Source organism: Pseudonocardia acidicola (genome assembly GCF_012911935.1).
Lineage (GTDB): Bacteria > Actinomycetota > Actinomycetes > Mycobacteriales > Pseudonocardiaceae > Pseudonocardia > Pseudonocardia acidicola.
In genome coordinates this window covers 23,593-40,943 of record NZ_JAAXLA010000034.1, presented here as the reverse complement: position 1 = coordinate 40,943, position 17,351 = coordinate 23,593, and the positions used below count along the sequence as shown (strand labels likewise).

The 17,351-nt window shown below is 73.4% G+C and carries 17 protein-coding genes; 6 read left to right on the top strand and 11 right to left on the bottom strand.

Features of this window, described 5'->3' with window-relative positions:
• Positions 1-106 precede the first annotated feature (106 nt).
• The 3 genes from HF526_RS18590 (at position 107) to HF526_RS18580 (ending at position 2,556) form a co-directional block, all read left to right on the top strand.
• Complete coding sequence (locus HF526_RS18590; protein WP_169382786.1) at positions 107-526, top strand: hypothetical protein; 420 nt, start codon at positions 107-109, stop codon at positions 524-526.
• A gap of 119 nt (positions 527-645) precedes the next feature.
• A complete protein-coding gene (locus HF526_RS18585; RefSeq protein ID WP_338051569.1) occupies positions 646-1,581 on the top strand; it encodes a DMT family transporter in 936 nt (311 codons plus the stop codon).
• An 18-nt stretch (positions 1,582-1,599) separates the two neighbouring features.
• Positions 1,600-2,556 (top strand): PfkB family carbohydrate kinase, encoded by a 957-nt coding sequence (locus HF526_RS18580; RefSeq protein ID WP_338051568.1) that lies wholly within the window; start codon positions 1,600-1,602, stop codon positions 2,554-2,556.
• Between the two features lie 89 nt (positions 2,557-2,645).
• On the opposite strand, the gene HF526_RS18575 is transcribed toward HF526_RS18580, so the two are convergent.
• On the bottom strand, positions 2,646-3,599 hold the full coding sequence (locus HF526_RS18575; RefSeq protein WP_169382785.1) for a TIGR03557 family F420-dependent LLM class oxidoreductase: 954 nt from the start codon (positions 3,597-3,599) through the stop codon (positions 2,646-2,648).
• Positions 3,593-4,069 (bottom strand): universal stress protein, encoded by a 477-nt coding sequence (locus HF526_RS18570; protein WP_169382784.1) that lies wholly within the window; start codon positions 4,067-4,069, stop codon positions 3,593-3,595. The genes HF526_RS18575 and HF526_RS18570 overlap by 7 nt, the downstream gene beginning before the upstream one ends.
• A 319-nt stretch (positions 4,070-4,388) precedes the next feature.
• Between HF526_RS18570 and HF526_RS18565 the strand changes: the two genes are divergently transcribed.
• The gene (locus tag HF526_RS18565; protein ID WP_169382783.1) at positions 4,389-5,162 is read left to right on the top strand and encodes a DUF2267 domain-containing protein; all 774 of its coding nucleotides are present in this window, start codon (positions 4,389-4,391) and stop codon (positions 5,160-5,162) included.
• Here the strand turns inward: HF526_RS18565 and HF526_RS18560 are convergent.
• From HF526_RS18560 to HF526_RS18550, 3 genes are all read right to left on the bottom strand, one after another.
• Complete coding sequence (locus HF526_RS18560; protein ID WP_169382782.1) at positions 5,153-5,653, bottom strand: universal stress protein; 501 nt, start codon at positions 5,651-5,653, stop codon at positions 5,153-5,155. The genes HF526_RS18565 and HF526_RS18560 overlap by 10 nt on opposite strands.
• Positions 5,654-5,664: 11 nt before the next feature.
• Complete coding sequence (locus HF526_RS18555; RefSeq protein ID WP_169382781.1) at positions 5,665-5,934, bottom strand: glutathione S-transferase family protein; 270 nt, start codon at positions 5,932-5,934, stop codon at positions 5,665-5,667.
• A 215-nt stretch (positions 5,935-6,149) separates the two neighbouring features.
• The gene (locus HF526_RS18550; protein ID WP_338051567.1) at positions 6,150-7,112 is read right to left on the bottom strand and encodes a D-2-hydroxyacid dehydrogenase family protein; all 963 of its coding nucleotides are present in this window, start codon (positions 7,110-7,112) and stop codon (positions 6,150-6,152) included.
• Between the two features lie 147 nt (positions 7,113-7,259).
• On the opposite strand from HF526_RS18550, the gene HF526_RS18545 reads away from it, so the two are divergent.
• Positions 7,260-7,802: a hypothetical protein gene (locus HF526_RS18545; RefSeq protein ID WP_338051566.1), complete on the top strand. Its 543-nt coding sequence runs from the start codon at positions 7,260-7,262 to the stop codon at positions 7,800-7,802.
• Positions 7,803-7,985: 183 nt separating this feature from the next.
• On the opposite strand, the gene HF526_RS18540 is transcribed toward HF526_RS18545, so the two are convergent.
• Positions 7,986-8,234 (bottom strand): hypothetical protein, encoded by a 249-nt coding sequence (locus HF526_RS18540; protein WP_169382780.1) that lies wholly within the window; start codon positions 8,232-8,234, stop codon positions 7,986-7,988.
• A gap of 85 nt (positions 8,235-8,319) precedes the next feature.
• Between HF526_RS18540 and HF526_RS18535 the strand changes: the two genes are divergently transcribed.
• Entirely contained in the window at positions 8,320-10,239 is a 1,920-nt protein-coding gene (locus tag HF526_RS18535; protein ID WP_169382779.1) for an MFS transporter, read from the top strand.
• Positions 10,240-10,266: 27 nt separating this feature from the next.
• Here the strand turns inward: HF526_RS18535 and HF526_RS18530 are convergent, their stop codons facing one another.
• From HF526_RS18530 to HF526_RS18515, 5 genes are read right to left on the bottom strand one after another with little or no spacing between them, the layout of a single operon-like run.
• A complete protein-coding gene (locus HF526_RS18530; RefSeq protein WP_169382778.1) occupies positions 10,267-11,436 on the bottom strand; it encodes a mechanosensitive ion channel family protein in 1,170 nt (389 codons plus the stop codon).
• Between the two features lie 9 nt (positions 11,437-11,445).
• Positions 11,446-13,203, bottom strand: coding sequence for a thiol reductant ABC exporter subunit CydC (gene cydC, locus HF526_RS34660; RefSeq protein WP_211177447.1), 1,758 nt, complete (start codon positions 13,201-13,203; stop codon positions 11,446-11,448).
• Positions 13,200-14,876 carry a thiol reductant ABC exporter subunit CydD gene (gene cydD, locus HF526_RS34655; RefSeq protein WP_211177446.1) on the bottom strand — a complete coding sequence of 559 codons (1,677 nt, stop codon included), beginning with the start codon at positions 14,874-14,876 and terminating at the stop codon, positions 13,200-13,202. The genes cydC and cydD overlap by 4 nt, the downstream gene beginning before the upstream one ends.
• 9 nt (positions 14,877-14,885) lie before the next feature.
• Positions 14,886-15,932 carry a cytochrome d ubiquinol oxidase subunit II gene (gene cydB / locus HF526_RS18520; RefSeq protein ID WP_169382777.1) on the bottom strand — a complete coding sequence of 349 codons (1,047 nt, stop codon included), beginning with the start codon at positions 15,930-15,932 and terminating at the stop codon, positions 14,886-14,888.
• A 15-nt stretch (positions 15,933-15,947) separates the two neighbouring features.
• Positions 15,948-17,348, bottom strand: a complete 1,401-nt coding sequence (locus tag HF526_RS18515; protein ID WP_169382776.1) for a cytochrome ubiquinol oxidase subunit I — start codon at positions 17,346-17,348, stop codon at positions 15,948-15,950.
• Positions 17,349-17,351: the final 3 nt, after the last annotated feature.

Sequence of the window (17,351 nt, the reverse complement as noted above, 5' to 3'; positions counted from 1 at the left end):
TCTCCGTTCGGGCCTTTCGGTCCTTACCGCGGACGACCCCACAGGGGACGCTCGGGCCTGAGCTCATCCACCAGCGGACCCGGGGGGCCGAGGTGAGGAGGCCCATATGCGCCGTACGAGGCTGTTCGTCGCACTCGGACTCGTCCTGTTCGGCATCACGTTCCTGTGGTTCACCCCCGCCTTCGCCGGCACGCCTGCGCCGCCGGTGGGGCCGGCCTGGGTGGTGATCCGGGTGCTGGCCCCGGTGACCGTGCTGGTCTTCGCCGCGGCGGGGTGGGCCGTGTACCGGGCGCTGACCTGGTGGCGGGCGGTCGCCATCATCGGCTCGATCCTGGCCGCGGCGCTGATGCTGGTCTGGTGGATCGCGGTCTCCGGGGTCCCGGGCGTCCCCAACGTGCTGACGAACCTCGGGTTGCACTGGGCCGGCGCGATGGCCGTGCTCGTCCTGGCGTTGCTGGCACCGGGCGCCGACCGCCCGCTCGGCGCCGGCCGCTGCGCACCCCCGGGCCCGGGCCCGGACCGATGAACGGCCGGGCCGGGCAGCCGGCCAGGACCTGGGGCCGAGAGGCACCCGGATCACGGTTGCGCCTGCGATGCGGTGGTAACCGGGAGGCGCCGTGACCGCTCAGGAGAGGCCTGAGGACCGTGCCCGCTGCGCCGCCGTCGATGTTGCTGGTCGCCGTGCCCACCGCCGTGGCCGCAGCGGCGAGCTTCGGGCTCGCCAGCGCGTTGCAGTGGCGTGCCACCAAAGAGGTTCCGGCCACCGGCGTGCTCAGCCCGCGGCTGCTGCTGGAGCTGATCCGTCAACCGCTCTGGGTGCTCAGCACCGGCATCGTCGTCCTCGGGCTGGCTCTGCAGGTTCTCGCCCTCGCGTTCGCGCCGCTGGCTCTGGTCCAGCCGCTGCTGGTGACCGACATCCTGTTCGGCACGGTCTTCTCGGCGTGGCTGGGCCACCGCCGCCTGGACCGGCAGATCCTGCTGGGGGCGTCGGCCTGTGCGGTCGGGCTGGCGGCGTTGCTGTCCCTCGCCCAGCCGAGCGGCGGCAGCGCCGACCTTCCGCCGTTGCCGGAGGTGCTGCCGCTGGCGGTGGTGCTCGTGGCGATCGTGGTGGGGTGCCTGGTCGTCGCCGCGGCGTCGCGGTTCTCGGGCAACGCGCACGTGGCGGCCTTGGCCGTGGCCACCGGGGTGTGTTACGGGGTCACCGCCGGCCTGATCAAGGTCGTGACCGGGGAGATCCGCAGCGGGGGGCTGCCCGAGATGTTCTCCCACCCCGCGTTCTACGTCGTCTGCGTCATCGGACCGATCGGGTTCCTGCTCAGCCAGCACACGTTCCAGCAGGGTGTTCTCATCGCCCCCGCCCTCGCGATCATCACGATCGTGGACCCGCTGGTCGGGATCGCCATCGGGGTGGCCTGGCTGGGCGAGCGCTTGGACATCTCACCGCCCGCCCTCGCCGGTGAGGCGATCTCCGGGGTGGTCGTGATCGCCGGTGTCGCGCTGCTGGCTCATCGCGGCACCCAGCTACGCCACGACGTCGACCGGCAGGCAGAGGCCGGCACGGGCGCACGATCCGCCGGATGAGGAGGAGGTCGCGGGACGGTGCCACCGCCGAGCTCCGCTCTGGACGTGATCGCGCTCGGTCAGATCGCGCGGGATCTCGCCGTCCTGGTCGACGCGCTGCCCGGGCCGCACGGGACGACGCCGGTGCGGGAGCGGCGCGAGATGCTGGGCGGCAAGGGGGCCAACCAGGCTGTCGCGATGGCCCAGCTGGGGCTGCGGCCGGGGATGGTCGGGGTGGTCGGTGATGACGCGGTCGCCGACCGGCTGCTCGAGCAGCTGGCGTGTGACGGCGTGGCGGGAACGTGGGTGACCCGTCGGCCCGGCGCGGCCACCGGCCTGGTCGTCGACGTGGTGGACTGCGGCCGGAGCTGGCGCTACCTGGAGGATCTGCCGCCCGAGGTGCTGCTCGGCGAAGCCGACCTCACAGCGGCGGCGGACGCGTTGGCCGACGTGCAGACCGTCGTCATCCAGCTGCAGCAGCCGGCGCCGGTCGCGCTCACGGCGGCCCGGATGGCACGCCGGGGCGCGACCACGGTCGTCTTGGACGGCGCGCCGCAGGACCCCCGGCTCCGCCCGGCGCTGCTGGCCGAGGCCGACGTGCTGCGCGCGGATCATCGCGAAGCCGAGCTGCTGGCCGGCCGGCCGCTGCGCGGGGCGGACGACACCGTGCGCGCCGCACGGGAGCTGCTGGAGTGCGGCCCCGGTCTGGTGGTGCTCGACGCCGGGCAGGAGGGCAACGTGCTGGTCTGGGACGGCGGTGAGGTGGTCGTGCCGTTGGCCGACGTCGTCGTGGTGGACACCACCGGCGGGGGTGACGCCTTCGTCGCCGGCCTGGTCGCCGGGCTGGCATGTGGCGCGGGGCCGGAGCAGGCAGGCCGGCTGGCCACTGCGGCGGCAGCGTCGACCGTTCGCCGGCTCGGCGGACGCCCGCACCTGACGCCCGTCGGGGTGGTCGAGCAGCTGGCCCGAATGCAGGGGCGCGCCTGGCACACGTGACGGGAACCGCCGGCTCACCCACCGGATGGGTGCCGCGGCACCGGAGCACGAACGAGTGCCGGGCCGGTGAGCGGGTGCCGAGGGGATGGTCAGCGCAGCTCGGGGAGAACCTTCTCCGCCCAGGCGTCGAAGAACGCCTCCTGGTTGCGGCCGATCTGCTGCACGTAGACCTCGTCGAACCCGGCGTCGGCGTACTTCCACGCGGCGACGAGATGGCGCTCCGGGCTCGGGCCGCACGCGATGTGCGCGACGACGGCCTCCCTGGATATCAGGCTGCCGGCCTGCTCGAAGTCCTGTGGCCGGGGCAGCGTCGAGCGGAGCCGGCCGGGCAGCAGCTCGCTGGCCCACAACCGGTGTGCGGTCGCCACCCCGAGCTCCTCGGTTTCCGCCCAGCACACCTTCAGCCCGCCCTGCACCGGCTTGTCCCCGCCACCCGAGGAGCGGAACAGCTGCACCATCTCGGGATCGGGGTCGGCGGTGCAGTACCCGTCGCCGATCCGCCCGGCCAGCCGGGTGGCGCGCGGCCCGAACCCGGCGACGTAGATCGGCACCGGCCGCTCCGGGCGGGTGTAGATCCGGGCGTTCTCCACGGTGTAGTACCGGCCGTGATGGCTCACCTCACGGCCGGTGTGCAGCTCGCGGATCACACCGATGGCCTCCTCGAGCATCGCCTGGCGCACCGCGGCCGGCGGCCAACGATCACCGAGGATGTGCTCGTTGAGTGCCTCGCCGGTCCCCACCCCGAGCACGAACCCGCCCTCGCACTGGGCTGCTGCGGTGGCGGCGGCCTGCGCGATGAGCGCGGGGTGGATCCGCATCGTGGGGCAGGTGACCGCGGTGCTGATCGGCAGCGTGGTCACCTCCGACAGGGCGCCGATCACCGACCACACGAACGGGCTGTTGCCCTGTGCGTCGTTCCACGGGTGGAAGTGATCGGAGATCCACAGCCGCTCGAACCCGGCCTGCTGGGCCAGTCGGGCCTGCCGCACCAGCTCCCGGGGGCCGAACTCCTCGCAGGAGAGGAAGTAGCCGACGCTCACCATGGCGATCGACCCCGGTTCTCGTCCTGAGCCTTGTGGGCCACCACGACCGGGCACCGGGCGTGAGCCACGCAGTACAAGCTCACCGAGCCGAGTGTGATGCCGGCAACGGTATTGCGGCCCCGGTTTCCGACGGCCAGTACATCGGCGTCCTGGGCTTCCCGCACGAGCACGAGGGGCGGATAGCCCTCGAACACCGACGTGCGGACCTTGACCTCCGGAGTGGGGCCGAGCACCGTGTCCACGGTCTCCTTGAGGACGGAGAAGGCATCAGCGGCGAAATCCGTGTCGATGCCGACCGGCATCTCCAGGCCGAACATCACCGGAGGTTCCCAGGCGATCACGGCGTGCACCGTCTCGCCCATCGCCTTCGCATAGCGAACGGCCCACCGCAGCGCGCTCCTGGACGGTTCCGACCCGTCGACGCCGACGACGACCGCCGGCTGGTCACGGGCCTCTTGCGTCTCGGTCATGATGCGATCCGTCCCGGCTGTCGACCTGGACCGCTGCGCCGATCGGGGTGGCGTCCGTCGCTTCGGTGTCACGCTGCGGAGCAGCGGTCCAACGCTCTACGTCTATCGCGGAGCCGCGGCCGCGGAAAGGACTCGCCAGGTCGACCCCGGGCGCCGGATCTCACACCCCGAGGACGAGGGCCGCCCCCGGCGAGCGAGAGTGGCTCACCCTGCATCAGATGCAGCCGACGCCACTTTCGCTCCACGGAGGTTTGATCGGCGCGGTGCGGGTCACCCGGGTCGGTCCCGTGCAGGATCCGACACCACCGGATGGGCAGCCATGGACTACGACCGATTCCTCTCGATCGTCGCTCGTGAGGCCGGTGTCGATCACGACACCGCCGAGCGGGCGACGCGCGATGTGGTGGTGGCCCTCGCGCACCGCGCCCACGAGGGGCCGCTGGCCGAGGTCACCCGGCATGCGCCCGAGCCGATGCGGCCGTGGTTCTCGCCGAAGCATCCCCGTGAGACCTTCGACGCCGAGGAACTCGTGAGACGGGTCGCCGAGAAGGAGAACCTCGACATCGCCCAGGCCGCGCGGCGCGTCCGGGCGGTGTTCTACGCGTTGAGCCGGGCCATCCCGGCCGACGTCCTCGACCCGCTGGTCGCGGAGCTGCCGAAGGACTTCGACCCGTTGCTCGGCCCGGCCCGGCGGCCCGCCCCTCCGTGGCCGATCGAGGAGTTCCTCAGCCGGGTGGCCGATCGGGCCGGGATCGACCTCGAGGCCGCCGCCCGCGCCACCGAGGCGACGCTGGAGATCCTCGCCGAGCGGATCGCCGGCGGCGAGGTGCGCGACCTCTCCCGCGAGCTCCCGCCCGAGCTGCACCCGCCGCTCCAGCGCGGCGACGAGGCCTCCGGCGGGCTCGCCACCAGGATGACGCTCGACGAGTTCGTCGAACGCATCGCCAAGCGCGAGGACGTACCCGTCGACGTGGCGCGGGTGCACGCCCGCGCCGTGCTGTCGACGGTGCGCGACGCGGTGCAGCCCAAGGAGTTCCACGACCTCGCCTCGGAGCTGCCGCGCGTCTACATCGACGAGCTGTGCTACCCCTGAGGGCGCCCGGCGGCCTGCCGGTCCTCCGCCCTGACCACGAGCACCGGGCACGGCGCCTTCTTCAGGACCGTCCGCGAGGTGCTGCCGAGCAGCAGTTCGCTGAGCGTCCCGTGCCCGTGCGCGCCGATGACCAGGACCGCGGCGTCGAGCTCGTCGGCCTCCCGGATGAGCGTGTCGGCCACACTCCGGTCGTCGGCGACGGTGCGCCCCTCGGCGTCCAGTCCCCCCTTGCGGGCCAGCGCGGCGCCCTGCTCGGCGAGCCGCCGGGCGGCCTCGTACATCGCCTGGTCGAGCTCCACCGCGGTGCGCAGGTCGAGCGGGGCGAGGTCGAGGGCCTTGCTCGGGATGTCGACCAGGTCGTAGGCCCGGCCGGCCTCCCACACCACGACCACGACGGCCGGGCGCGGCGCGAACAGCTCGGCGGCCTTCTGCAGGGCGTTGCGCGAAGCGGGGGTGCCGTCGAAGGCGATGAGGACGGGGCCGGTCGGCATGCCACCCGACGCTACGCCGCCCGGGCCGGTCGGCGGGCGCGGTCGGCCCGCGCGGGCCCTGCGCCCCGCCCGGCCGGCGCGTCCCGGTCGACGATCGGGCCGGCCGGGACGATCCGCCGCGGGTTCACCGTCGGGTGCGTGCCGTAGTAGTGCCGGCGGATGTGGTCGAGGTTCGTCGTCTCCCGGAACGCCGGGATCCGATAGCGGTCGCGGGCGTAGCCCCAGAGGTTGGGGTAGTCGGTGAGCCGCCGCAGGTTCGCCGTGAAGTGGTGGTGGTACACCGCGTCGTCGTAGGCGGCCCGGGTCGGGGCGAACCCGCACTTGTGGACGCCTTGTTGACGGTGTCGTACACGCTCTGGTTGAGCGCGTCGATCTCGTCGCGCAGCGGCTCCGGGTAACGCCGCCGCCGCCTTCCGCGCCGGCGGGGAGTAGTCGCCGTAGGCGTCGAAGTCGACCGGGCTCGCGGGGGGTGCGGTGGTGGTCGTGGGGACAGCCTCTACCCCAGTACCCGGATCGGCGTCCCCCGGAGGAAGGCGGCGATGTCCTCCACGGCGTCGCGGTAGAAGACCTCGTAGGTGCCGTGGGTGACATAGCCCAGATGCGGCGTGGCCAGCACGTTCGGCAGGGTCCGGAACGGGTGGTCGGCGGGTAGCGGCTCGACGTCGAACACGTCGAGCGCGGCACCCGCGATCCGGCCCGCCCGCAGCGCCGCGATCAGCGCGTCCTCGTCGACGATCGGCCCGCGCGAGGTGTTGACCAGGTACGCGCCCGGGCGCATCACCGCCAGTTCGCCCGCGCCGACCAGCCCCCGGGTCCCGGGCCCCAGCACGAGGTGGATCGTGACGACGTCGCTGGTCGCGAACAGCTCGGCCTTCGACGCGGCGAGCCCGACACCGGCCGCGGCCGCCCGCTCGGTGGTCAGGTGCGGACTCCACGCGACGACGTCCATGCCGAAGGCCAGCCCTACCCGCGCGACCTGGCTGCCGAGCCGGCCCAGGCCCAGCACCCCGAGCCGCGCGCCGGCCAGATCGGTGCCGAGCGTGCTCTGCCACGGCCCGTCGGCGCGCAGCGCCGTGTTCTCCGCGGTGATGCTGCGCGCCAGGTCGAGGATGAGCCCCCAGGTCAGCTCCGCGGTCGGCTGGGCCCGCCCCTGCGTCCCGCACACGACGACCCCGTGCCCCGCGGCCGCGGCCAGGTCGATCGCGGCGTTGCGCATCCCGGTCGTGACCAGCAGCCGCAGCTGCGGCAGCCGGGCCAGCAGCGTCGCGTCGAACGGCGTGCGCTCACGCATGATCACCACGATCTCGTGGTCCCCGATCGCCTCGACGAGCGCGTCGGGGTCCGCGATGTGCTCCCGGAACACCTCGACGTCGACCGCGTCCCGTACCGGGGTCCAGTCGGCGACGTCGAGGGCGACGCCCTGGTAGTCGTCGAGAACCGCGCAGCGAGGTCGCACCACGCCCCTAACCTAGGCCAACGCGGCACCGCGCCGACATATGGCCGAGACAGTCGATCGAGGACTACTTTCACAGAATGTGCGAAAGCGCCGAACAGGCGCCATTTCGGCACATTTCGAGGAATTCCGCAGGCATCCTAGAATTCGCGCGTGCAGGAGACGATCTCGGCGGGAACCCGGCAGGCGGACGATTCGGCGACCGAGCAGCGGCCACCGCTGTGGCGCCGGCTGCGCACGGCCTACGCCGACCACGTGGGCCGGACCGAGCGCCCGCTGCTCATCGCCTGGGCGGCCTTCGCGGCCACGTTCGGCATCACCCGCGCGGTCACCTACTGGCTGCACACGGGCCACGGCCCGTCCAGCGGCGGCATCACCGCGGGCGGGCGGCACCTGCACCACTACAACATCGGCATCATGCTGCTCGGCGCCGTCGGCGCGGTCGCCGTGCGCGGGCGGGCCGATCACCACCGGCACCCGATGACCGCCGCGGCGTACGGCAGCGGGGCGGCGCTGATCATCGACGAGGCCGCGCTGCTGATCGATCTCAAGGACGTCTACTGGGCCAACGACGGCCGCAAGAGCGTCGACGCCGCGATCGCCACCATCGCTCTCGGTGGCGCCTACCTGGCCGCGGTTCCGTTCTGGAACGCCGCCGCACGCGAGCTCTCGCACCCCACCCGCCGCCCGCGCTGACCCGGCGCCGGATTCCCGCAGGGCTGCGCTGACAGGCCGGATCGTCCGGTCACGGATGGCACCCCCGGGCCGAGGCTGGTCGCAACCGCCGCGTCGCACACTCCGGTCACGGGGTGGTCGCCGGAGCGGAGGGTCGACATGGCGAGCACGGCCGGCGGAACGGCGGACAGCACGACACAGCCGTCAGCCGCCTTGTCCGCGGTGGCGCACGGCGCGCGCCAGGCGCACCGGGAGCAGCCCGACCAGCGGAGCGCGCCGGCCGAGGTCGGCGCGATCCTCGCGGTCGAACGCCGTGGCGTACCGACGGGCCGCCGCCGCACTCGGGTAGGTCTTGGCGCCGCCCGCTCCACAGCCGCGCTGGCAGGTCCAGCGCATGGTGTCGCCCTCGCTGGAGAAGCGAAAGCGATGGCCGAGAACCCGACACCGGAGCATTGCCATCGATGCTAGCCCGGGTCTACCTCCGAGCGCGGCCGTCCGTGCCGGGAGAAACCGACCGTTACGAAAGCCGGCTACCGCCATGACGACCGCCAGCGAAGAACGGATGATTCGCACCGACATACCGGCCCGCCTCGATCGGCTGCCCTGGTCGCGTTTCCACTGGAGAATCGTGATCGGCCTCGGGACCGTGTGGATCCTCGACGGTCTCGAGGTGACGATCGTCGGTGCGGTGGCCTCCCGGCTCACCGAACCGGGCAGCGGCATCAGCATGACCTCCGCGGACGTGGGTCTCGCCGCGGCCCTCTACGTCGCCGGTGCATGCGTCGGTGCGTTGTTCTTCGGCCAGCTCACGGACCGCTTCGGGCGCAAGAAGCTGTTCATGGTCACGCTGGGCATCTATCTGGTCGCCACCGTGCTGACCGCGTTCGCCTTCGCCCCCTGGTACTTCTTCCTGTGCCGGTTCTTCACGGGGGTCGGCATCGGCGGGGAGTACTCGGCGATCAACTCGGCCATCGACGAGTTGATCCCGGCGCGCAACCGCGGGCAGGTCGACCTGGCCATCAACGGCAGCTTCTGGGTCGGGTCGGGCATCGGCGCACTGGTGGCGCTGCTGCTGCTCGACGAGTCGATCTTCCCGCCGAACATCGGCTGGCGGATCGCGTTCGCCGCCGGGTTCGTCATCGGGCTGGGGATCATGTTCGTGCGCCGGCACGTTCCGGAGAGCCCGCGCTGGCTGTTCCTGCACGGCCGGGTGGAAGAGGCCGAACGCATCGTCGACCGGATCGAGGCCGAGGTGCGCGCCGAGACCGGCGTGCAGCTGCCGCCACCGGCCTACCGGATCACCATCCGGGTCCGCGGCTCGATGCCCTACCGCGAGCTGGTCACGATCGCGTTCAAGCGCTATCCCAACCGCGCGATCCTGGGGCTCTGCCTGTTCATCGGCCAGGCCTTCCTCTACAACGCCGTGACCTTCGACCTCGGCACCCTGCTGCACGGCTTCTTCGGGGTCGATTCCAGCGCGGTGCCCTACTTCATGGTCCTGTTCGCGGCGAGCAACTTCACCGGCCCGCTGCTGCTGGGCAGACTGTTCGACACGGTCGGCCGGATCCCGATGATCTCCGGCACCTACCTGGGTTCGGCCGCCCTGGTGGTGGCCCTGGCCGTCCTGTTCCGCAGCGGCGGCCTGACCACCGTCTCGTTCATGGCGCTGATCATGGCGACGTTCTTCCTGGCCTCGGCCGGGGCGAGCTCGGCCTACCTGACGGTCAGCGAGGTCTTCCCGATGGAGACCCGCGGGCTGGCGATCGCCCTGTTCTACGCGACCGGGACGGCCGTGGGTGGCATCACGGGCCCGCTGCTGTTCGGCAACTTCATCCACAGCGGCAACCCGAGCCTGGTCGCCACCGGGTTCTTCATCGGCGCGGGCGCCATGGCGCTCGGCGGCATCGCCGAGCTGATCTTCGGCGTGCGCGCCGAGGGCAAGTCGCTGGAGAACATCGCCACCCCGCTCACCGCCGAGGAGGCCGAGGCCGACCCGCGGCGCCAGGGCGAGATCCAGGCGGCCCGCGAACTCAACCGGAGAACCGACCAGGAACACGAGGCGGCCCGCGCCCGGAACATGCGGATCCTGCGCCGCGCCGCGGAACGGGCCGAGCACGAACGGGCCGGGTTGCGCCGGGCCCGCCCGGGCACCGGCGCCGCGTTCTACTCCCCCGGCCAGATCGGTACGGCGGGGACCACGAGCCGCTGGCATGCCGCGTCCGACGAGGAGCTGGACCGGGAGCTGAACGTGATCACCCAGGCCCTCGAGGAGCACGGGCCGACGGAACGCAGCACGCTCGCGGGATACGTCGGCGGCCGCTACTGGGGACCCCGGCGCTTCACCCAGGCCCTCCGCGAGGCCGTGGCGCAAGGTCGCGTGCGTCGGCTGACGCGCGAGCGCTACGCGCCGGCGGGCCCGCGGGGCGAGTCCTGGTCGATGACCTCCTCCGACTGCTGACCACCGGGGAGGCCACGGTCGATCGGGTCAGTCGGTGGCCGCGATGCCGCGGCCGGCCCGTGGCCGGGACGGGAACGTCACGACGGTGAGCCCGTCGACGCCCGGTCCCGCCACCGGGCCGGTCCCGGGCCCGGCTCCCGGCCCCGACGCCGGGTCCAGGACCGGCCGCAGCATCGACACCGGCGCGGCCCCGGACCGCGGCAGGGCCTGCGGGTACTCGGTCCGCAGGAACGCGATGAGCTGCTCGCGGATCTCGCAGCGCAGGTCCCACGAGCTCGGGCCGTCGGCGGCCGAGGCCAGCACCCGGATGACCATCGACCACGGCGTGGAGTCCACGACCTGCAGGACCCAGTCCCGGCGGTCCCACAGCGGGGAGTTCTCGACGATGCGGCGGGCCTCGGCCCGCAGTTCGCGGACGGGGGCCCGGTAGTCGAGGTGCAACAGGACGGCGCCGAGCACGCGCGACTCGTTGCGGGTCCAGTTCTGGAACGGGTTGGTCACGAAGTAGGTGGTGGGCAGGACCAGTCGGCGCTCGTCCCACAACCGCACGACGACCCGGGTCAGCGTGAGCTCCTCGACCCGGCCCCACTCCCCCTCGACGACGATGACGTCGTCGAGGCGCAACTGGTCGGTGAGGGCCAACTGCAGTCCGGCCAGCACGTTGCGCAACGTGGTCTGGGCGGCGAGACCGGCGACCGCTCCGGCGACCCCGGCCGAGGCCAGCAGTGAGGCGCCGAAGGCGCGCAGCGGCTCGAACGTCATGAGCATCGTCGAGAGCGCGATCACGGTGACCGCCGCCGACGTCAGCCGGCGCAGGACCGCGACCTGGGTCCGGACCCGCCGGTTGCGCCGATTGTTGGCGACGTCGATGCGCAGGCTCGTGAACGCGAGGTCCTCGACGACGTAGAGCAGCCGGACCACCAGCCAGGCCGCGGCGCCGATGAGCACGAGCAGCAGGACGTGCCGGATCGCCGCGGTCACGTCGTTGACCTCGGGCATCGCGGTGTAGACCGCCCAGACCAGCAGCAACGTGACCCACGGGTAGTGGCAGCGCTGGTGCAGCAGCACGAGCAGCCGGTGGTCGCCGTGGTGGCCCAGCCAGTTCACCAGCACCCCGGACAGCCAGCCGATCACCGCCGCGCCGGTGGCCCATATCGCGACGACTCCGGCCGCGTGCAACCATTCCTGCCCCGGCATCGACCGGCGTCACCTCCCCGTGTCGCAGAACTGCCCGGTGTCTCGTTCGAGGTCCCACATCCGCCGGTACGGCCCGCCGCCGGCGAGCAACCGGAGGTGCGTCCCGCGCTCGACGACCCGGCCGCCGTCGAGGACGACGACCTCGTCGACCGCCTCGAGCACCGCCAGCCGGTGGGTGACCAGCAGCGTGGTGCGCCCGGCCGTGGCGGCCACCAGTTCGGCCGCGAGCGCGTCGGCGACGGCCACGTCGAGGTGCTCGGTCGGCTCGTCGAGCAGCAGCACCGGAGGGTCGGCGAGCAGCGCGCGGGCCAGCGCGATCCGCTGCCGCTGGCCGCCCGAGACGCGGCAGCCGTGCTCCCCGACGGGGGTGTCGAGCCCGGCGGGCAGCCCGTCGACCCAGTCCAGGAGCCGGGCGCCGGCCAGCGCGGCCCGCACCTCGTCCGGCCCGGCGTCGCGGCGGGCGAGCCGCACGTTCTCCCCGATGCTGGTGTCGAAGACGTGCGCGTCCTGCGCGCAGAGCTTGACCACCCGCCGCACGTCGTCACCGGCCAGCGTGGTGATGTCGACGCCGCCCAGGGTGACCCGACCGGCGGTGGGGTCGAGGAACCGCAGCAGCACCGCCACGAGCGTGCTCTTGCCCGCGCCGCTCGGGCCGACGACCGCGACGCGGCGGCCCGGCCCGAGCTCGAGGTCGACGCCGTCGAGGGCCGGGCGGGCGGCCCCGGGCCAGCGCACCCGCAGCCGCTCGACCCGCAGCGCGTGCGGCGGCTCCGGCAGCGCGGCGGGGGTGGCGGGCTCGGCCGCGGGTTCGGGCCGGTCCAGGACGTCGACCACCCGGGCCGCGCCGCGGCGGACCGTGTCGAGGTCCTGCGGGGCCTGCGACAGCGTGGTCGCCGCCTCGAACATCGCCAGCGGTGCGAGCGCGACGACCGCGAGCGCCACCCCGTCGAGGGCGCCGCCCCGCACCGCGGTCACACCCAGCGCGAGCGCCGCCCACACCGCGCCCCCGGAGGCCAGGGTGGCCAGGCCGGCACCGAACCCCGCGGTGGCCGCAGAGGCTCCCTGTGCGCGGCTCACGGCGCGGTCCAGATCGGCCACCCGGGCCAGGGACCGGCCGGCGGCGCCGCAGGCCAGCAGGTCGGGGACGCCGCGCAGCAGTTCGACCGTGGCGGCGGACAGCTCGCCGCGCAGCGGCGCGAGCCGGCGATCGGTGCGGGCGCCCGCCGGCCCGGCGAGCCACGGAGCCACGACGGCGGCGACGACGAGAGCGACGAACAGCGCGAGCCCGGCCCCGGGCAGCAGCCACCACAGCAGCCCGACCGCGCCCGCTCCGGCGAGCCCGGCGACGGCGTACGGCACGAGCACCCGCAGGAACAGGTCCTGCTGGGTGTCCACGTCGGCGACGAGCCGGGCGAGCAGGTCCCCGGAGCGATAGGCCGGCAGCCCGGCCGGCGCGATGCGCTCCAACCGGTTCCACACCCCGACCCGCAGCTCGCGCAGCACCCGGAAGGCCGCGTCGTGCGAGACCAGCCGCTCGGCATAGCGGGCGCAGGCCCGGGTGAGGCTGAACGCGCGCACCGCGACGACCGCGACCAGCAGGTACAGGATCGGCGGGTGCTGCGCCGCCCGCGCGATCAGCCACGCCGAGGTGGCCATCAGCCCCACCGCGGCGCCCAGCGCCACCGCGCCGAGGACGGCAGCGAGCGCGAGCCGGCCGCGGGCCGGCCGGCCGAACGCCGCGACCCGCTGCACCGGCCCGCGCGTCATACCGGCACCGCGGCCGGTCCCAGCCGCACCACCCGGTGAGCCAGCGCCAGCATCGCGGGCCGGTGCGTGACGAGCAGCACGGTGCGCCCGGCGAGCACCGCGCCCAGGCGGCCGACGACGGTCTGCTCGCTGGCGACGTCGAGTGCGCTGGTCGGCTCGTCGAGCACGAGCAGCCCGGCGTCGGGCAGCAGCGCGCGGGCCAGCGCGACCCGCTGCCGCTGACCGGCGGACAGCCCGGCCCCGCGCTCACCGAGCGGGGTGTCGATCCCGTCCGGCAGGCGATCGACGAAGTCGGCGCCGGCGTCGGCCAGCGCGCGGCGCACCGCGGCGTCGGTCGCCGCCGGGTCGGCCAGCCGGACGTTGCCGGCGATCGTGCCCGCGAACAGCCGGGGGTGCTGGGGCAGGTAGGCCAGCCGGCGCCGCCAGCCCTCGGGGTCGAACCCGCTCAGGTCCACCCCGCCGACGGTCACCCGGCCCCGGGTCGGCGTCACGAACCCCACGAGCAGCGCGGCCAGCGTCGACTTGCCACACCCGGACGGCCCGACCAGCGCCACCGTCTCTCCCGGCCTCAGCTCCAGCGACGCGCCGGCCAGCGCCGGCCCGGCGGCGCCCGGGTAGCGGACCGTGACGCCCTCGACCCGGACCGGGCGGACCCGCAGGTCCGGCACCGCGACCCGGGCCCCCGCGGCCGGCACCGGCGTCTCGAGCACCTCGACGACCCGGCCCGCGGCGGCGAGGCCCTCGACGCACGCGTGATGGTGGACGCCCACCTGCCGCAGCGGCCGGTATGCCTCCGGCGCGAGGATCAGCACCACCAAGGCGGTGTCGAGGTCGACCGTGCCGGCGAGCAGCCGCAGCCCGATCCCGACCGCGACCAGCGCCACGGACAACGTCGAGGCCAGCTCGAGCACCAGCGCGGACAGGAACGCCACCCGCAGCGTGCCCATCGTCGCGCGCGCGTGGTCGTCGGTGACGGTCCGGATGGTCTCGGCCTGCGCTCTGGCCCGGCCGAACACCTTGAGCGTCGGCAGCCCCGCGACGACGTCGAGGAAGTGTCCGGCCAGCACCGACAGGGCCTGCCACTGCCGGTGCGCCCGGTGCCGGCTCGCGAGCCCGACCAGCACCATGAAGACGGGTATCAGCGGCAGCGTCACGGCGATCGTCAGCCCGGCCGCGAGATCGACGCCGAACACCCGCAGCAGCACCGCGACCGGCACCAGCACCGCCAGCACGAGTTGCGGGAGGTACCGGGAGAAGTAGCCGTCGAGGGCGTCGAGCCCGCGGGTGGCGAGCGCGCCGAGCTCCCCGGAGCGTTCGGCGGACAGCCAGCCGGGGCCGAGGCGCACCACGTGCTCGAGCAGCTTGGCCCGCAGCTGCGAGATCACCGCCGCACCGGCCCGGTGCGCCGCGACCTCCTGGGCCCAGTCCAGCACCGCGCGGCCGGCGACGACCGCCCCGAGCAGCAGCAGCGGTGTCCGCAGCGCCGCCAGGCCGGCGCCGCCGAGGAACGCGGCGGTGATCATGCCGGCGAGCAGCGTGGCCTGTGCGACGAGCAACGCGGCGACGGCGAGACCGAGGCCGATGCACAGCACCAGGTAGGCCCGCGCGGCGCGGGCGTGATCGAGCAGCCGCGGATCCAGGGGTCGCACGCCGGTCTCGCCGGACGATGGCATGCCGGCGCCCTACCGGTGCCCCGACCTCGCCGCCGCCGGTCGTTTCGGCGTGGGCCGTCGCTGCGGTGGGCGCTGCGCCACACCGATCCGCCGCGCGAACACCCAGTATGTCCACGCCTGGTAGGCCAGCACGATCGGCAGCACGATCACCGCCGCCCAAGTCATGATCGTCAGCGTGTAGTGGGTGGAGCTCGCGTTGTGCACGGTGAGGCTGTACGCCGGGTTGATCGTCGACGGCAGGACATCGGGGTACAGGCCGATGAACAGCGTCGCCGTGGCCGCGACGATCGCGAGGCCGGTGAGTGTGAACGCGGCCCCGGCGGGCCCGATCCGGTTCAGCGCCCACGCCCCGATCAGCGCGGCAACGGCCACCGCCGCGGTCACGACGGTCACCACACCACCCCGGTGGACCTGGGTCCAGGCCAGGAACCCGGCGACGACGAGCACCGTGGCCGGGCCGATCCACCGGGCGGCCTGCCTGGCTCGGACCCGGACCTCGCCGAAGGTGCGCAGGCGCAGGAACAGCGCGCCGTGCAGCAGGAACAGGGTGAGCGTGGCCAGCCCGCCGAGCACCGAGTACCAGCTCACCAGGTCACCGGGGCCGCCGGCGTACTCGTGGCGGGCGTCGATCGGCACCCCGCGCACGATGTCGGCGAACGCGATGCCCCAGAGCACGGCCGGGACCAGGCTGCCCGCGACGATGGCGCGCTCCCAGTTGGCCCGCCACCGCCGGTCCTCGCGGCGGCCGCGGAACTCGAACGCGACCCCGCGCAGGATGAGCGCCACCAGGATGATCAGCAACGCCACGTAGAAGCCGGAGAACATCGTGGCGTACCAGAGCGGGAACGCGGCGAACGTCGCGCCGCCGGCCACGATGAGCCATACCTCGTTGGCGTCCCAGACCCCGCCGATCGTGCTGATGACGGTGGTGCGTTCGGCGTCGGTGCGGCCGAGCACCGGGAGCAGCATCCCGACCCCGAAGTCGAAGCCCTCCAGGAAGAAGTAGCCGGTCCACAGGACCGCGATGGCGACGAACCAGAGGGTGGCGAGGTCCATGACGAGTCTGTCCGGTCAGTAGGCGAAGGTCGGTCGGCGTTCCGCGTCGGCGGTCTCCGGCTCGGGCTCGGCCGGCAGCGGGCCCGTGGCCTCGCGGCGCAGCAGCGCGAACCCGATGACCGCCAGCGCTCCGTAGAGCAGCGTGTAGACGATCAGTGACGCCAGCACCGTGCCGGCGGGGACGGCCGGGGAGACCCCGGCGGCGGTGCGCATCTGTCCCCAGACGATCCAGGGCTGCCGGCCCATCTCGGTGAAGATCCAGCCGAAGGAGCACCCGAGCACCGGCAGCACGGTCCCGATCAGTGCCCACCGGTAGAACGCCGGGCGCGACGCGTACCGGCCCCGCCGCATGATCCACAGCCCGATCAGGGAGACGAGCGCCGCGAGTCCGCCGAGCCCGATCATCAGCCGGTAGCTCCAGAACGTGACCGGGACGACCGGCCGGTAGTCACCGGGCCCGAACCGCTGGACGTACTGGTTCTGCAGGTCGTAGATGCCCTCCACCCTGCCGTTGAACGTGCCGGTGGCCAGGAACGACAGCAGCCCGGGGACCTTGAGGCTCCAGATCTCCCGGGAACCGTCCAGCGTGCCGATCGTGATCAGCGAGAACGACGCGGGCTGCTCGGTGTGGTAGAGCGCCTCGGCCGCCGCCATCTTCATCGGCTGCTGCCGGGTCATGACCACGCCCTGGGTGTGCCCGGAGAGCATCACGGCGAGGCCGGCGATCACGGTGAGCCACATCCCGGCCTTCGCGGCGCGGCGGAACGACGGCGCGTCGGGAGTGTGCCCGCGCCGCCACAACTGCCAGGCGCTCACCCCGACGACCAGGGCGCCGGCGCTGAGGAACGCCGCGGTGACGGTGTGCAGCACCGCGACGATCGTCGTCGAGCTGGTGAGGACGGCGCCGAAGTCGGTGAGCTCGGCCCGGCCGGCCGAACGGTCGACGGTGAAGCCCACCGGGTGCTGCATCCACGCGTTGGCGGTGAGGATGAAGTACGCCGAGACCAGCGACCCCACCGCCGTCAGGTAGATCGTGGCGAGGTGCAGCCGGGGGCCGAGCCGGTCCCAACCGAAGATCCACAGCCCGATGAAGGTCGACTCCAGGAAGAAGGCGACCAGGCCCTCGAAGGCCAGCGGCGCGCCGAAGATGTCGCCGACGAAGCGTGAGTAGTCGCTCCAGTTCATCCCGAACTGGAACTCCTGGACGATCCCGGTGACCGCGCCGAGCGCGAAGATGATGATGAACAGCCGGCCGAAGAACATCGTCAGCTGCCGGTAGGACGGGTTCCGGGTGCGCACCCAGGCGGTCTGGAACCCCGCCACCACCCATCCCATGCCGATCGTCAGCGGGACGAAGAAGAAGTGGTAGACGGTCGTGATCCCGAACTGCCACCGCGCGAGATCGAGTTGGCCCACCGG

Bases quoted from the DNA above. Each gene is read 5' to 3' on its own strand.
- HF526_RS18590 (WP_169382786.1), top strand. From the start codon at position 107: ATGCGCCGTACGAGGCTGTTCGTCGCACTCGGACTCGTCCTGTTCGGC.
- HF526_RS18575 (WP_169382785.1), bottom strand. From the start codon at position 3,599: ATGGTGAGCGTCGGCTACTTCCTCTCCTGCGAGGAGTTCGGCCCCCGG.
- HF526_RS18570 (WP_169382784.1), bottom strand. From the start codon at position 4,069: ATGACCGAGACGCAAGAGGCCCGTGACCAGCCGGCGGTCGTCGTCGGC.
- HF526_RS18565 (WP_169382783.1), top strand. From the start codon at position 4,389: ATGGACTACGACCGATTCCTCTCGATCGTCGCTCGTGAGGCCGGTGTC.
- HF526_RS18560 (WP_169382782.1), bottom strand. From the start codon at position 5,653: ATGCCGACCGGCCCCGTCCTCATCGCCTTCGACGGCACCCCCGCTTCG.
- HF526_RS18540 (WP_169382780.1), bottom strand. From the start codon at position 8,234: ATGCTCCGGTGTCGGGTTCTCGGCCATCGCTTTCGCTTCTCCAGCGAG.
- HF526_RS18535 (WP_169382779.1), top strand. From the start codon at position 8,320: ATGACGACCGCCAGCGAAGAACGGATGATTCGCACCGACATACCGGCC.
- HF526_RS18530 (WP_169382778.1), bottom strand. From the start codon at position 11,436: ATGCCGGGGCAGGAATGGTTGCACGCGGCCGGAGTCGTCGCGATATGG.
- cydC (WP_211177447.1), bottom strand. From the start codon at position 13,203: ATGACGCGCGGGCCGGTGCAGCGGGTCGCGGCGTTCGGCCGGCCGGCC.
- cydD (WP_211177446.1), bottom strand. From the start codon at position 14,876: ATGCCATCGTCCGGCGAGACCGGCGTGCGACCCCTGGATCCGCGGCTG.
- cydB (WP_169382777.1), bottom strand. From the start codon at position 15,932: ATGGACCTCGCCACCCTCTGGTTCGTCGCCATCGCGGTCCTGTGGACC.